Origin of the sequence: Pseudoalteromonas sp. TAB23, from assembly GCF_000498075.1 — a bacterium.
Lineage (GTDB): Bacteria > Pseudomonadota > Gammaproteobacteria > Enterobacterales > Alteromonadaceae > Pseudoalteromonas > Pseudoalteromonas arctica.
The window spans coordinates 1-15,496 of sequence record NZ_AUTP01000318.1 but is presented as its reverse complement, the minus strand read 5'-3'; the positions used below and the strand labels follow the sequence as shown (position 1 = coordinate 15,496).

Below are 15,496 nucleotides of genomic sequence, written 5' to 3'. Positions count from 1 at the left end.
TGTTCTATATCAGAAATTTTTAACGTAGTTAACGTCAGATTTAACCCCTCAAATTGATTAAGTATTATTGCGGATTGGTATTACTGTTCAATAAAGCCAATTAGCTTATCGGCAATATCAGTATTATTTTGTGAGCCAATAAATTGCTCACTGCCTTTGCCATAGGCAAATACTTGAACGTCTACAGCGGTGTGTCCGCCGGTTGTCCAGCCAGTAAAGCTCGCATCACTAATAATACTTTTAACAGCTAAATTAAGCGCTTTTTCGCCCATTTTTTTAGCTTGCTCAAGTTTGATTTGGTTTTCGGTTGTAAATTCAATATTGGTGTTAGCAGTCCATACTGGTTTTAAGTCTTTAGACTCCATAAGTTTGTCAGTTAACTTACTAGCAGTTGCCTTAACACCCTTAATTACGTCTGTTTCCCATTTAAATTGGCCGTGCGAACCAATAGTTAAACCGCCCGTTGAGTGATCGGCTGTGACTACAAGTATAGTGTCTTTATTTTTATCAACGTACGCTTTTGCTTTTTCGATTGATTTAGCAAAGTCGTCCATTTCAGCCATCGCACAGGCTATATCGTTAGAGTGACCACACCAATCAATTTGGCTGCCCTCAATCATCACAAAAAAGCCTTCTTCGTTCTGGTTATCTAGTAAACCAAGCGCTTTAGATGTTAACTGAGTAAGGCGAGTTGGGTTTATATCAAGTGCAAATGGCAGGCCTTTGCTTGCATACAAACCAATGGCAGGNCCTGCCGCTTTAAATTCTTCAACTAAATTACGGTCATCACGAATAAAATATTTAGTACCGCCACCTAGCATTAAATCAACGGGTAATTTACCAGCAATCTTATTATCAATATAATCGTTAGCAATATCATCGTAGTTGTAACGAGATTCATTGTGAGCTGTAAAGCTAGCAGGCGTTGCATGGTTTATTTGTGACGTTACAACAAGCGCTGTTGTCATACCACGCTCTTTTGCTATTTCAAGCATAGTTTTAACTGGTTTTTTGTCTGTATCTACAGCAACTGCGCCATTATAACTTTTATGACCGCTACTAAGCGCTGTAGCACCCGCAGCACTGTCTGTTACATAAGTATGGTCATCAGGGTAGGTATGAGCCATGCCTTTTAAAATAGTGTCAAAAACCGTGCCTTCTACTTCTTTTGTTGCAGGGTCGTCTTTAAAATAGCGATAAGCCGTGGTGTAAGCCGGACCCATGCCGTCACCAATCATATAAATTACATTTTTAGGTGCTGATTCTGCGTAAGCACCAGAAGCGGTGCATAAAAGTGCCAATAAGCTGATCTGTTTTTTCATGGTTGTACCTTATGAGTGTACCTTATTTAATAGCCGCTGATATTGTATACAGATAGGATGATAAATAAATGAATATCTGAGATATTTATAATTTATACTTTGATTTTATATACATAGAATTGTAGTTAACGCTGTTAGTTCTATTTATTTAAATTATACTAGTTATAAGCTATCTATATATGGTGTTCTCACCTTTTATTTGTTTAAAAGGTACTCAAAATTAATATGTTAAAAAAACTTTGCTTATTACTCCATTTTTAAGTTATTGAAAATATTGAGTTTGGTTTTCTACTCAGTGCTATATTTGATACCAGGAAGATAATTAAATCGTGAATTTGGCACCATTTTCTAAGTTAGTGGTCTGACAACTTGTATGCTATAAATAATGATGCTCTAAATTAATAAAGGACTTACCGTGCAGCCATTTAATATTGAAACCAATAATTTAAATATTCATGGCTTAAAAGTAGGTTCAGGGAACGAAATAGTAATAGCGTTGCATGGGTGGTTAGACAACTGCCATAGCTTTATGCCAATGTTAAACAACGTTAACCCAAAACACACTTGGTACTGCATTGACTTTGTTGGGCACGGTTTATCGTCTTGGCGAAGTGATGATGCACACTATTATTTTATTGATTATATTGATGATGTGTACCAACTTATAAATGCGCTTGGTGTTAAAAAAGTACATTTAGTAGGTCATTCAATGGGGGCTATGGTTGCAGGACTTTTTGCAAGCTGCTTTAGCGATTATGTAAAGTCTGTTACCTTTATTGAGGGAATTGGTTGTGTTACAACCCCGAGTGAAGGTGTGTGTGAACAGTTAAAAAGTGCAGTACTAAATAGAGCGCGTTTAAAAAATAAAAAGTCGAGAATTTATAAGTCGAAAGAACTTATTTATGAAGCACGCGCTCAAACAACCGATTTAAATAGCGAGCTTATTACGCTATTAATGCAGCGAAATATAAAACAGGTTCTAGATGGTTTTGCGCTAACAACAGATCCAAAACTCAAAAATCACTCAGGTTTTAGGTTTAATGAGGCGCAATGTATTGGTGCAATAAAAGATTTAATTGCACCATGTCAATTAATTTTAGGTAACGAAGGTTATTCGTTTGTAAAACAAAATTTGGCAAAGTATATTAGTTATTACAATAGCTTGAAGGTCATTAATGTAGATGGTGGGCATCATTGCCACATGCAAAGCAGTGAACTATGTTTTGAGCATATTCAAGACTTTATGCTGCAAAATGGTGCATGTTAATTGTAAGTTTGTGTTAAATGTGGGATTATTCCTGCATTAGAGTATTTGCTCAATTGTTAAAGCGCCTTACTTAGATTAAGGTTAATAAAAATATAATTATAAACAGGGGCTAAGAGTGGAAAAAATCTGGCTTAAGCGCTACCCAGAGGGTATGCCTGAAACAATCGATCCTGAGCATTACAACTCGTTACTCGAAGTGTTCGAAAAAAGTTTTAGTGACTACACCGATTTACCTGCATTTACGAATATGGGTAAAACGATGTCTTACGATGAAATAGACACAGCAACAAAAAAAGTTGCTTCCTATATTCAAAATGATTTGGGTCTTAAAAAAGGCGACAAAGTTGCCGTAATGATGCCTAACTTACTACAAACACCAGTCACAATTTTAGGTGTTTTGCGTGCAGGTTGTGTGGTTGTAAATGTTAACCCACTTTACACAGTACGTGAATTAGAGCATCAGCTAAAAGACTCTGACACTACAGCTATTTTCATCCTAGCAAACTTTGCTGACACACTTGAAAAGTCACTTGCTCATACTGATGTTAAGCATATTGTGGTCACGCAAGTAGGCGATATGGTTGGCGGGCTTAAAAAGCATGTAGTTAACTTTGTTGTGAAGCACATTAAAAAAATGGTGCCAAAGTTCAACTTGCCTAACACAATTAAATTTTCAGACGTTTTAGCTGCAGATGAAGCTAAATATACGCGCCCTGAAATGAGCTTGTCTGATCTTGCATTTTTACAGTACACCGGTGGCACAACAGGTGTATCTAAAGGGGCAATGCTGAGCCATGGCAACATGGTTGGTAACCTTGAACAAGTTTCAGGTTGTTTAGACAAAGTGTTAAACCGTGGTGAAGAAGTGGTTGTGACTGCTTTACCGCTTTATCATATATTTGCCTTAACAGCTAACTGCCTAACATTTATGAAGTACGGTGGTTTAAATATATTAATTACAAACCCACGAGATATGCCTGGGTTTGTTAAAGAGCTGGGTCAGCACAATTTCACAGCTATTACCGGTGTTAATACATTATTTAATGGTTTATTAAACACACCAGGTTTTGCTGAACTTGATTTTAGTCATTTAAAAATGTCTTTAGGCGGCGGTATGGCCGTTCAACGTCCTGTTGCTGAAAAATGGCAAAAAGTGACTGGCTCAAAATTAATGGAAGGTTATGGCCTTACAGAATGTTCTCCTTTAGTTACTATTAGTCCTTTTGATTTGAAAGCATATAATGGCTCTATTGGTTTACCAGCGCCTAACACTGATATTAAATTGGTTTTAGATAACGGCGAAGAAGCNAAGCCGCTAAAGGTGAACCTGGCGAGCTTTGTGTTAAAGGCCCGCAAGTCATGGTTGGTTATTACAAACGACCAGATGCAACCGCTGAATGTTTAAAAGACGGCTGGTTTGCTACAGGTGATATTGCGACTTATGATGACGAAGGTTTCTTCTTTATTGTAGATCGTAAAAAAGACATGATCATCGTATCTGGCTTTAATGTTTTCCCTAATGAGATTGAAGAAGTAGTGGCTATGCACGAAGGTGTGCTTGAAGTAGCTGCTATCGGTATTCCTCACGATGTAAGTGGTGAACAAGTTAAAGTTTTTGTTGTGAAAAAAGACCCTTCTTTAACTGAAAAAGATATAATAAGTCACTGTCGTGATAATTTAACTAATTACAAGGTCCCCAAGCTGGTAGAGTTTAGGGATGAGTTACCTAAGACTAACGTAGGTAAGATACTCCGAAGAGCCTTGAAAGATTAGCAACCTATAAAAAAGCCGACATATGTCGGCTTTTTTATTGTAGGAGATTAAGTGCAATACCAATTGATCGAAACCCAAAATCAACTGAACACTTTTGTTGAACAAATAAAAAATAAACCTATTTTAGCTATTGATACTGAGTTTATGCGTCGTCGTACTTTGTATCCAGAAGTTGCACTTATCCAAGTTTTTGATGGTGAGCATTTAGCGCTTATTGACCCATTAGCGGAACTTTCACTATTTGATTTTTGGGAAATACTTAAAGATCCTGCAGTTTTAAAAGTACTGCATTCTCCTTCAGAAGATATTGAAGTTTTTCAAAAGTACGCAGGCTTTGTCCCAGCCCCATTATTTGATACACAATTTGCGTTGCAGCTACTCGGTGAAGGTAACTGTATGGGTTTTGCTCTTATGGTAAAAGAGCTGCAAGGTATTGAAATAGATAAAAGCGAGTCACGCACTAACTGGCTGCAACGCCCGTTAACTAAAAAACAATTAGACTACGCGGCTGCTGATACTTTTTACTTATTACCGTGTTTTGAGCTGATTATCGATCGTATTAATGCCGCTGGCTTCTTTGACATTGTAATAAACGAAAGTGAATTGATTGCCAAAAAACGTGCATTTCAAACACCTGACGAACTTTTATATAAAGATATTAAAAATGCATGGCAACTTAAACCGCACGAACTGGCGGTGTTAAAAGAGCTTGCTGTATGGCGAAGAAATAAAGCTATCAAGAAAAATTTGGCGCTTAATTTTGTGTTAAAAGAACATAACATGACTGAAATTGCCAAACGTGGTCCTTCAAGTTTAAACGCTCTACGTCAAATTCCAGGGGTTGAAGCTATTGAAGTTAATCGCTCTGGTGTCGATATAATAAAGTGTATTGAAGCTGCTAAAGAAGTCCCAGATGCTCAGCACCCTGATGTACTTAAGCGCTTAATTGATTTTCCTACTTATAAAAAAGTAGCAAAAGATATAAAACAAAAAATCACTAAAGTAGCTAAAGAGCACAATATACCAGAAGACGTTATGGCCTCTAAAAAGCAAGTCAATCAACTGATTAGTTGGAATTGGAAGTTAACTAATGAGCAAAAACAGAGTCATATAAAGCCTGATTTATTGAGCTCTTGGCGATATACCTACGTTAAAGACGCTTTAAAAGAATGGGATACTTAAGACTAAATATTTTCTTTAACTGTGTAATACTTATCTATAGTTTTTGTGTTACATAATTAAAAGTTTTAGTTGCACGAAGGGGATTAAAACGTAGGTATTTAGAAAGTTATTGCGAAAATAAAGAGGGCGCTTATAAAGCGCCCTTTCTTCAATTACTTCTTTTCTTCATCAGGTAGTGTAACGTTTAGCTCAAGTACGGCTAAATCGTCTTCGTTCTGATCAAACTGAACCTGAACTGCATCGGTACTTACGTTCACGTATTTACGGATCACATCTAAAATGTCTTGTTTTAATTGTGGTAAGTAATCCGGCGTTCCTCGTTGAGAACGCTCGTGCGCGACAATGATCTGCAATCGCTCTTTTGCTAGTGACGCACTGTTTTTCTTTTCTGAGCGGAAGTAGTCAAGTAAAGACACGTTAACCTCCAAAAATCCGTTTAAATAAGCCTTTTTTCTCAACGTCTAAGAAGCGAAAATCGACGGTTTCACCTAGTAAGCGGTTAATTGCATCAGAATAAGCTTGGCCTGCATCAGATTCTGTATCCAATATAACAGGTTGGCCTGAGTTTGAAGCACTTAATACCGCTTGCGATTCAGGAATAACACCTAATAGTGGGATTGACAGAATATCTTGCACATCTTCTACCGATAGCATTTCACCTTTTTCAACACGACTAGGATTATAGCGTGTTAATAGTAAGTGTTCTTTAATGTTTTCTAGGCCTTCTTCAGCACGTTTTGATTTGCTGTGTAAAATACCTAAAATACGATCTGAATCTCGAACTGACGACACTTCTGGATTTGTTGTCACGATTGCTTCGTCAGCAAAGTACATTGCCATCATAGCGCCAGCTTCAATGCCTGCTGGTGAATCACACACAATGTAATCAAAGTCTTCTTTTAATTCGTTTAATACGCGTTCAACACCTTCACGAGTTAATGCGTCTTTATCACGAGTTTGTGAAGCGGGTAGTAAAAATAATTTATCTACACGTTTATCTTTAATAAGCGCTTGGTTAAGGTTTGCCTCACCATTAATTACGTTTACAAAGTCATAAACAACACGGCGTTCACAACCCATAATTAAATCTAAGTTACGTAAACCAATATCAAAGTCGATAATAACTGTTTTATAGCCTTTTAACGCTAAGCCTGTGCCAATTGCAGCACTTGATGTTGTTTTACCAACACCGCCTTTACCTGAGGTAACGACAATTACTTTTGCCATGAGATTTATCCTTTAACCAAAGCTGAAATTTCTAATGATTCGTCTTTTTGTTGTATTTGCACTGCATTTCCCCAATGTTCACCTTGTAGTGAATCACTGATCCAGTAGTTACCATCTATTGAAACCAGCTCGGCCTCAAGTTTTTGGCAAAAAATGTGTGCTTCTTTAAAACCTTTTGCGCCTGCAATAGCGCGACCGCGTAGCGTGCCATAAATATGCACATTTCCATCGGCAATAACTTCAGCACCATGACTAACCGCGCCAAGTACTATCAAATCTCTATCTTTTGCATACACTTGTTGTCCAGAGCGAACTGTACCGCTAATAATTTGCGCTGGTAAATGCACTGTTTTTTCTACAATCGACGTATTAGCCTCTTGTTTAACAGGTTCGCTCTTAACGTCTTGTGAATAATTCAAAACAGATAAGCCAGCAGCTTTAGCTTGTGTATGTTGCTCATCTGAGCCATTACATACACCAACAGCGTTAAAGCTCATACGCTCGATTAATGACTTTAAGTGTACAAAATCAAGTGAACTGTTTTTAATTTCAATTAAATTAACAACAATAGGAGCACCCTCAAAAAACTTAGGGGCCTGGGCTATTTTTATATATAGTTGTTCTGCTAAAAGGTTTATATCAGTACTATAAAGATGCAAAACTGATAACGTAAAAAGATTCCCTTTTAACTCAAAAATTTGGTCCGACATACACGCTCAATTGAATTGTCTGATTAGAAATTAATTTTAGATAAACGTAGGCTGAATAGGGCCTTTATTGAAATTTCTAATCTAATTTTTCTAACTTATTATTACTCTCATGTTATAGTGTGCGGCATTGTTAAGCAAGAATTTATAGGGTCATAATGCTCACTGCAGTATATAAAAGTAAGAAAAAAGCGGATACGTTCTTATTTGTTGAAAAAAGAGATGATTTTGACAAAGTTCCGGAACCTTTAATGGCTATGTTTGGTCAACCTCTTTATGTGATGATCATCAACTTAGCAAAACGTGAGCATTTAGGTGGGTCTGATTTAGAAGCTGTAAAAGGTGCACTAAGTGATCAGGGTTATTATTTACAACTTCCTCCACCGGAACAAAATTTGCTAAGTCAGTTACGAAAAGAAAATGGAGTTGATAGTGATTAAAAAACTTATCGTTATATTATGTGGTGTATGTTTAAGCTCATCTGTGATGGCAAAAACACAGGCCGAATTTCAAGATTATTTAGCAAATTTAAAGCAAGAAGCCATCTCAAAAGGCTATGAAGCAAAACTTATTGATGATGCTTTTGCAACAGCAACATATAAAGAAAAAGTGGTTTCGGCTGATAAAAACCAGCCTGAAGTAAAAGAAACCCTTGAAACGTATTTACCAAAACGCGTACCACAGTGGAAAATAGACCGCGCACGCAAGCTTTATGCAGAAAACAAAGATGTACTTGAAAAAGTAGCGAAAGAGTTTGGCGTACAAGCACGCTTTATAGTGGCACTATGGGGACTTGAAAGTAATTTTGGCGCCATTCAAGGTGGCCATAATGTTATTTCGTCACTTGTTACACTTGCTTTTGATGGACGCCGAGAAGCGCTTTATAAACGTCAACTTTGGGCTGCACTCGACATTTTAAAATCGGGCCATATCACGCTTGATAAATTTAAAGGCTCATGGGCAGGCGCAATGGGGCAAACGCAATTTATGCCTACCTCATTTAATGCTTACGCGGTTGATTACAATAACGATGGGCGTAAAGATATTTGGACCACAAAAGAAGATGCTTTTGCTTCAATTGCTAACTATTTAAAGCAAGAAGGTTGGAACGACTCTCTTACGTGGGGTCGCCAAGTACAATTACCTGAAAACTTTGATAGTAAATACGTTTTAGTGCGTGGTACAAAAACGCGCAAGCAGTGGCTAGAATACTGGAATGATTCTGAGCGCTCATTAGCTGATTGGCAAGCACTGGGTGTTCGTAAAGCTGATGGCTCTGATTTACCTAATGTGGACGTGCGTGCTGCGCTGGTTATGCCTGATGATATAAATGGCCGTATGTACTTAGCGTACGACAACTACAAAGTATTTATGCATTGGAATCGCTCGTATTACTTTGCTACTAGCGTAGGTTACTTGTCGGATAGAATTGGTTATCCAAAAATCTAATTATTAAAATATACATATAAATAAAGCCGCAATTGCGGCTTTATTCTTTTTTGAATATCTTATCTTTTAAGTCAATAACTTTACCAATTCCAGAACCTAGCTTCATCAGCTTATTAAGTTGCTCTGGCGTTAAACGTTGCAGCTCTGATGACCATTTAGTGACAGTTTCAAGTAGGTTGTGAATTTCCCCCATTTGTTTTTGTGCATAAAGCTCATCGTCGTTACTGGCTTCATCTAATAAGTTATCGCGTAGTAATGTTAAGGTGGGCTCAATTTCGCGCTTTTTACGTTCTTCAAATACGCGATTTGCCATATCCCAAATATCGCCAGCAGGGGCGTAGTACTCTTTTCGATCGCCAGGAATATGCTGCACTTTAATTAATTGCCACGATTGTAACTCTTTAATACCCATGCTTACATTACCGCGAGAAATACTAAGCGCATCTGCAATCTCATTGGCTGTCATTGGATTTTTAGTAATAATCAGCAAACCACACATTTGCCCAATCGTACGATTGAATCCCCAGCGGCTGCCCATCTCACCACAATGCATTACAAAGGCAAAATTCTTTTCGGATAAACTCATAGCTTAGTAACTTTCAGTAATTTCAGAAAGTAAATGCTAGCACGCTCATTTTGGATAGCAAGTTCTTAGCCATTTTATAAATTGATTTTAACGACTAAAGTATGATTTAGATTAATATTTATACATCTATATTGGGATATGTTGTACACAACAATACGTAAATAAATCCTTATTTTTAATTTTTTTTCACATACGATGGAATGACTATGAAAGCTGCAATTAATAATGAATACAAAGGTAAATTACAAATAACAGATCTGCCAATTCCTGAGGTTGGAATAAACGACGTTTTAGTAAAAATAGCCGCTTGTGGCGTTTGCCACACCGATTTACATGCCTGTCATGGTGATTGGCCGGTAAAGCCAAAAATGCCATTAGTTCCGGGGCATGAAGGAGTTGGTGTTATTGATAAAGTTGGAAGCAACATTAAGCACTTAGAAGTTGGCGATAGAGTGGGTATTCCTTGGCTCTATAGTGCATGTGGGCACTGTGAGTTTTGCCTAGATGGTAAAGAAACACTGTGTTTATCGCAGCATAATACGGGTTATTCTATTGATGGTAGTTATGCAGAGTATTGTTTGGCTCACGGTGATTACGTTGTAAAAATACCTGAGGGATTAGGCTTTTCTGAAGCTGCTCCATTATTTTGTGCAGGTGTTACAACCTATAAAGCATTAAAGGTATCCGGTGCTAAACCAGGGCAGTGGGTTGCTATTGTTGGTGTAGGCGGGCTTGGTCATTTAGCAGTACAGTACGCTAAAGCAATGGGTTTTAATGTAATAGCTGTTGATACAGGTAAAGAAAAACTCGCGCTTGCTAAAGAGCTTGGCGCAGATATAACACTCGACTTTAAAGAAGTTGTTCCTAGCGAAGCTATTTTTGAACAAGTAGGTGGCGCGCATGGCGTTGTGTGTACTGCGGTATCTAAAGCTGGGTTTGAACAAGCTTATAAGAGTGTACGCCGTGGCGGTAAATGTGTATTAGTGGGATTACCTCCAGAGGATATGCCGCTTCCTATTTTTGATACTGTGCTTAATGGCGTGTCAGTAGTGGGCTCTATTGTTGGTACACGTAAAGATTTGCAAGAATGCTTGGAATTTGCAGCGCAAGGTAAAGTAAAAGCGATTATTGAAGAAAAACGCTTAGAGGACATTAACGAGATTTTTGATGATATGCTCAAAGGTGAAATTAACGGTCGCATAGTGGTTACTATTTAATTTAGATTAAGCGTTTATAAAACACAAAAAAGCACGGCTTCTAAATTAGAATACCGTGCTTTTTAAGTATTTAACTAACCTGAGCTCTGGTTAAGATAGATTTATTATCCAGAGTTCAGGTTAGCTAGTTAAAGTGTGTAACTAAAACTTAGTTTTGCATTACGCTCTTCGCCTGGCATACCACCTAAAAACATTGCTTTTGAGTAATATTTTTTGTTAAACAAATTATTTAAGTTTAACTGCATATGCCATTTATCAGTTGTATACGATACCGCTGTATCGTAAGTCGTGTAACTTGGTACGTAACCATCAGGAATCGAGAACGAACTTGAATTAGTACTTCTGTTATCTACAAACGTAATACCACCACTTATATTTACAGCTTCAGGTAAGTTAAACATATCCGCGTAGTAGGTTACCCACGTACTTGCTGTTACGTAAGGCACACCTTTTTGGCGTGTATCATAACTGCTGCTATTAGGATTACTTTTGTCACGTGCATCTTGATAAATACCGTTTACGTTTACTTTCCATTTATCATTTAAGTAAGCGTTTAAATCAAGTTCAATACCTGTTGTTTCTTCTTTACCATCATAATAGCTTTCAGGTACATTTGAGCCTGATGTTAAAGCGTCATAAAGCGGATTTGCGTATTCTAAATTAGTACGAGAGCTTTCGAATATAACAACAGAAGCTAGTAGTTGATCATCAAACGCTTTAAATCTAAAACCTAAATCGTTACTCATTGATTCAGAATCTTCTCTGTCTGCTTCATTACCCGCAACTGAGCCTAATACACTATACGCTGTTCGACCTTTTGAATGATTTACAAATACAGATAAATCTTCAGATGGCTGGTACGTTGCACCCAGGTTATACGTTAAGCCTGAATCTGATGTACTCGCTTCAGGTGTAGGCTCTGCACGGCTTGAGCTATAGCGCTCATCTACACCAAAGTGCTCGTAAGTTTGCTCAATTCGGTTATATGCTAAACCAATACGCGTTGTAAGCTCTTCAGTAAGATAACCAACATGTTGAATGCCTAAGCCCCATGCTTGTACTTTTTTATTGTAGTCGCTGGTTTTAAGTGGATCGAAATCATTAAAGCTGCCAGATGGCCAATTTGGTTCTCTTATATCGTAAATATACGGCAATGAACCTTGGTACGTTACATCACCATCATTGTTTGTGAGTACGTAATCTTGATCCCATATTGAGAATTGTTTAAAACGAATATCTCTATCTTCGTAGTTTGCGTTAACAAGTAATTCGTTATCTACGTCGCCTAACATAAAGTCATAACGTAAATCTAAAAAGTACTGCCATGATTTTTCATCTGCTTCTACTTGACGGTATTCTTGGCGGCGTGCTGCATACGGATAAAGTACACCGTCTTCAACTAATGGAGCACGAGGGTCGTTATTAATAATTCTATCACGAGTAGAGTAAACGTAGTTATAAGCACCTGTTTGGCGCGCAAAACTTGATGTGTAGTTACGGTACTGTAGTTGCTGGTTTAAAAACAAATCGTCAGTAATGTAATAGTTATGCGTTAATTTAAAACGCAGTTCTTCACCTTCGTTAGCATCAGCCATTGGTGAAATAATACCATTTGTGCCAAAGCTATAAGGTGTTAATCCATCAGATGCAGATAATGAATTAGCAAGTTGGTCGCGTTGTGCATCACTTAACTGTACGCCGCTTCCTGTCGGATCGTTTACTAAATCGGCACCGGTTACTTCACCCGCGCTTAAACCGTTTGCAGTTTCTGCATTATAAATACGAATAGGGTGACCAATAGAATCAACCGCTATTTCATCTTTTATATAGGCTGCAGAAAGCATGATGTTTTGTCTGTCGTTTAGCACGTATTTAAGCGAGGTATAAATTTCGTCGCGATCTTCTTTTAAATCGCGAAAGCCGTCACTTGACGCTGTTTTAGCCATTACACGATAGGCCAAGTCATCTGTTATAGCGTTAGTGCTATCAAACGATAATGAATAGCTATCCCACTGGCCAAGCTCAGCCGATACTTTGTGTTTTTCTTCAAACTCTGGCTTTTTCTCAATTAGGTTAATTACGCCACCCGCACTACCAATGCCATATAAACCTGTTGCTGGGCCTTTTAAAACCTCAACAGATTCAACATTTGTAAGTGAACGAGTTGGGTTAAATGTATTACCTAGGCCTGCACCACCATACATACCATCGTAGGTGTAGTTTGCATCTAAACCACGAATTACTAAGTTATCACCAATACCGTAGTTATTACCTGCTTGTGTTAAACCACTTACGTTTCTAACTAAATCTTGTAGGCTATCTACACCTTGAGATTCAATAAGTTCACGGTCAATAATAACAACCGGTGCAGGTGTTTCCATTAAAGACATGTCTGATTTAGTAGCAAGACCAGAGCTCATCACCACGCGGTTTTGTTTTTCGTATACGCTGATGCGTTCAATATCAGCATCAACTTGTGTATTTTGAGCAAATGCCATATTTGCATTTAAACAAGCAAGAGTAATAAGAGAGTACTTAAACGTTTTCATAGAGTGATAACTATTCGCGTTATTGAGTTTGCGCGAATGATAATGGTTATTGTTTTTAAAGTGAATAGAAAGTTCATTTTATTTGATTAAATAAAACTGTTCGGATAATTAATAAACAAAACCAAGCCTAATAAGGGTACGGTGTACCTTTTATAGGATATTTGAGATGGCTGAGGGGTTTATTAAGGCTAAGTAAGCTCAGCCTTAATAGCGTGTATTTACAATTGGTTTTTATAAACAACACCTGCTTTCATAACAAAGGGTACTGACTCTAAGGTTTTAATGTTTTTAAGAGGGTTTGCTTTTACAGCAATTATATCAGCTGCAAATCCGGTTTTAATTTGTCCTAACTGAGCATCCATTTTGAGTAATTTAGCGCTATTAATCGTGGATGCTTGAATGGCTTGTAGTTCTGTCATGCCAAATTCAACCATGCGGCTAAACTGTTTTGCATTGTCGCCATGCGGGTAAATTGCAGCATCGGTACCGAACACCATTTTAACGCCCGCTTTTACAGCACGGTTAAAGCTATCACGCTGCCTTTTAGAAACTTGGCGCTCTTTATTTAGGTTTTCTTCGTCTACGCCGTTTTGCTCGCCATAAGTTAGCGTGTATTCGGTGTTATAAATATCCATAGAAAGCCAAGTACCATGCTCTTTGGCAAGCGCTATCGCTTCGTCATCTAAAAAGCTGGCGTGCTCTACGCTATCAACACCCGCTTTAATGGCCGTTTTAATCCCGCTTGTACCGTGTGCATGAGCTGCAACAGGTAAATCTCACATATGGGCTTCATCAACAATGGCTTTCATTTCTTCAAAGGAATACTGCTGTGCACCTACTTTAGTCCCTTTTGAAAATACTCCACCTGTGGCGCAAAACTTAATAGCGTTTGCCCCGTATTTAATGTTTTCGCGTACTTTTATACGCGCAGCCCATGGACCGTCTGCAACGCCACTTGAAGTATATTTAAGCTCAGGAGGTAGGCGGTTGTTATCACAATGCCCGCCAGTAATTCCGAGTGATGGGCCTGCAGCCCAAATACGAGGGCCAACTATGTCACCTGCATTTATGCCGTCACGCACTGCTATAACGCTGTAACCTTCAGCGCCAACATTACGAACTGTTGTAAATCCGGCTTCTAAGGTTCTTTTAGCAAAATGAGCCGCTTTAATTGCCATTCTAGGAACTGACTGGCCTAAACGTTCACTGCGCGGCACAGTTGGATCGCTTGTTAAATGCACATGCATATCCATTAAACCTGGCATAAGGGTTAAATCAAGTAGTTGAATATGTTCATCATCTTTAGTCAGCGTTGGTTTTTTATTTTGTTCAATGTTTGTAATTACACCATCATCAATAGTAATCAAGGGCGATTTAATGAGCGTGCCATCTTCAACATTAACCATGGCTTTAGCCGATAGGTATGTAACTGCATGGGTATTAAAAGTGGTTAAGCAAAGTAAGGCAATAGAGGTGCTGAGTAGTTGTTTTTTCATTTTATTTTTCTTTTAAATCATATTTGAATTAATAGAAATGTAACAAGTTCAGATAAAAGTGCAAATTTAATACGATGAATGCAATCTATCGTAATTTCTTTATTAAGCACGGTTTAATGCGCATAATTAAAAAACGATATTAAAAAGGATTATCATGAAATCAATTAAATTAGCATTAGTTGCCAGTGGCGTTATGTTTGCTTTAAGTGGCTGTATGAATACTGAGCTTAGTACACACACTAATACCAGTGCGCAGTTAAACACCGTTAACGCATCGGCAGGTATTGTTTCAGAGCTTTCGGCAGAGCAACAGCTCGATGTACTTGTTGCGCAGTATTACGATGAATCGCTCACATACAGCCCCATCAGTGCAACGTATAATGGTCGTAACGAGTTTAACGATCAATTCACGCCTGAGATTTCAAAAGAAAATAGAGCAAAAAAAGCAACTTTTTATAAAAAATATCAACAGCGCTTAAACTTTATAGATAAAGCACAGTTAACAGGGCAGTCGCTTTTAAGTTTTGAAATATTAGAGCGCGACCTTGCACTTAAATTAGAAGGCATGCAGTTTCCTGATTATTTACTACCAATTAACCAAATGGCGGGTGCGCATAACACCTTTGCAGGTTTTGGTTCAGGTCAAAGTGCTCAGCCGTTTAATACCGTTGAAGACTACACGGCTTTTATCTCGCGTAGCGAAGGTTTTGTAAAGTGGCTT

General features: G+C 38.0%; 12 protein-coding genes and 2 pseudogenes. 7 read left to right on the top strand and 7 right to left on the bottom strand.

Annotation, left to right across the window (positions count from 1 at the left end):
• Positions 1-80: 80 nt before the first annotated feature.
• Positions 81-1,322, bottom strand: a complete 1,242-nt coding sequence (locus tag L654_RS0120865) for an alkaline phosphatase (protein WP_024608957.1) — start codon at positions 1,320-1,322, stop codon at positions 81-83.
• A gap of 415 nt (positions 1,323-1,737) precedes the next feature.
• On the opposite strand from L654_RS0120865, the gene L654_RS0120860 reads away from it, so the two are divergent.
• The 3 genes and pseudogenes from L654_RS0120860 to rnd all read left to right on the top strand — a co-directional run bounded on the left by L654_RS0120860 (position 1,738) and on the right by rnd (position 5,544).
• Positions 1,738-2,589 (top strand): alpha/beta hydrolase, encoded by an 852-nt coding sequence (locus tag L654_RS0120860; RefSeq protein WP_024591058.1) that lies wholly within the window; start codon positions 1,738-1,740, stop codon positions 2,587-2,589.
• Positions 2,590-2,704: 115 nt separating this feature from the next.
• A pseudogene (fadD, locus tag L654_RS01000000126545) lies at positions 2,705-4,362 on the top strand (long-chain-fatty-acid--CoA ligase FadD).
• Between the two features lie 51 nt (positions 4,363-4,413).
• Positions 4,414-5,544: a ribonuclease D gene (gene rnd, locus L654_RS0120850; RefSeq protein WP_007583273.1), complete on the top strand. Its 1,131-nt coding sequence runs from the start codon at positions 4,414-4,416 to the stop codon at positions 5,542-5,544.
• Positions 5,545-5,696: 152 nt separating this feature from the next.
• Here rnd and minE read toward each other — a convergent pair whose 3' ends face one another.
• From minE to minC, 3 genes are read right to left on the bottom strand one after another with little or no spacing between them, the layout of a single operon-like run.
• Positions 5,697-5,960 carry a cell division topological specificity factor MinE gene (gene minE, locus L654_RS0120845; RefSeq protein ID WP_004334706.1) on the bottom strand — a complete coding sequence of 88 codons (264 nt, stop codon included), beginning with the start codon at positions 5,958-5,960 and terminating at the stop codon, positions 5,697-5,699.
• A gap of 1 nt (position 5,961) precedes the next feature.
• Positions 5,962-6,771 (bottom strand): septum site-determining protein MinD, encoded by an 810-nt coding sequence (gene minD, locus L654_RS0120840; RefSeq protein WP_007583272.1) that lies wholly within the window; start codon positions 6,769-6,771, stop codon positions 5,962-5,964.
• Between the two features lie 5 nt (positions 6,772-6,776).
• Entirely contained in the window at positions 6,777-7,481 is a 705-nt protein-coding gene (gene minC, locus L654_RS0120835; protein WP_007583271.1) for a septum site-determining protein MinC, read from the bottom strand.
• A 155-nt stretch (positions 7,482-7,636) separates the two neighbouring features.
• Between minC and L654_RS0120830 the strand changes: the two genes are divergently transcribed.
• Together L654_RS0120830 and L654_RS0120825 are read left to right on the top strand one after the other, a co-directional pair.
• Positions 7,637-7,918, top strand: coding sequence for a YcgL domain-containing protein (locus L654_RS0120830; RefSeq protein WP_007583270.1), 282 nt, complete (start codon positions 7,637-7,639; stop codon positions 7,916-7,918).
• Positions 7,911-8,927, top strand: a complete 1,017-nt coding sequence (locus L654_RS0120825) for a lytic murein transglycosylase (protein ID WP_007583269.1) — start codon at positions 7,911-7,913, stop codon at positions 8,925-8,927. The genes L654_RS0120830 and L654_RS0120825 overlap by 8 nt, the downstream gene beginning before the upstream one ends.
• Positions 8,928-8,967: 40 nt before the next feature.
• Here L654_RS0120825 and L654_RS0120820 read toward each other — a convergent pair whose 3' ends face one another.
• Positions 8,968-9,513, bottom strand: coding sequence for a MarR family transcriptional regulator (locus L654_RS0120820; RefSeq protein ID WP_010552940.1), 546 nt, complete (start codon positions 9,511-9,513; stop codon positions 8,968-8,970).
• 206 nt (positions 9,514-9,719) lie between these two features.
• Here L654_RS0120820 and adhP point away from each other — a divergent pair, with 206 nt between their 5' ends.
• Entirely contained in the window at positions 9,720-10,730 is a 1,011-nt protein-coding gene (gene adhP, locus L654_RS0120815) for an alcohol dehydrogenase AdhP (RefSeq protein ID WP_007583268.1), read from the top strand.
• 128 nt (positions 10,731-10,858) lie between these two features.
• On the opposite strand, the gene L654_RS0120810 is transcribed toward adhP, so the two are convergent.
• Together L654_RS0120810 and L654_RS01000000126540 are read right to left on the bottom strand one after the other, a co-directional pair.
• Positions 10,859-13,279 (bottom strand): TonB-dependent receptor, encoded by a 2,421-nt coding sequence (locus tag L654_RS0120810; protein ID WP_024608956.1) that lies wholly within the window; start codon positions 13,277-13,279, stop codon positions 10,859-10,861.
• 218 nt (positions 13,280-13,497) lie between these two features.
• A pseudogene (locus L654_RS01000000126540) lies at positions 13,498-14,775 on the bottom strand (amidohydrolase family protein).
• Between the two features lie 154 nt (positions 14,776-14,929).
• Here L654_RS01000000126540 and L654_RS0120800 point away from each other — a divergent pair.
• Positions 14,930-15,496 (top strand): DUF885 family protein (locus tag L654_RS0120800; protein WP_029753731.1); only part of this gene is annotated, 567 nt, incomplete at its 3' end.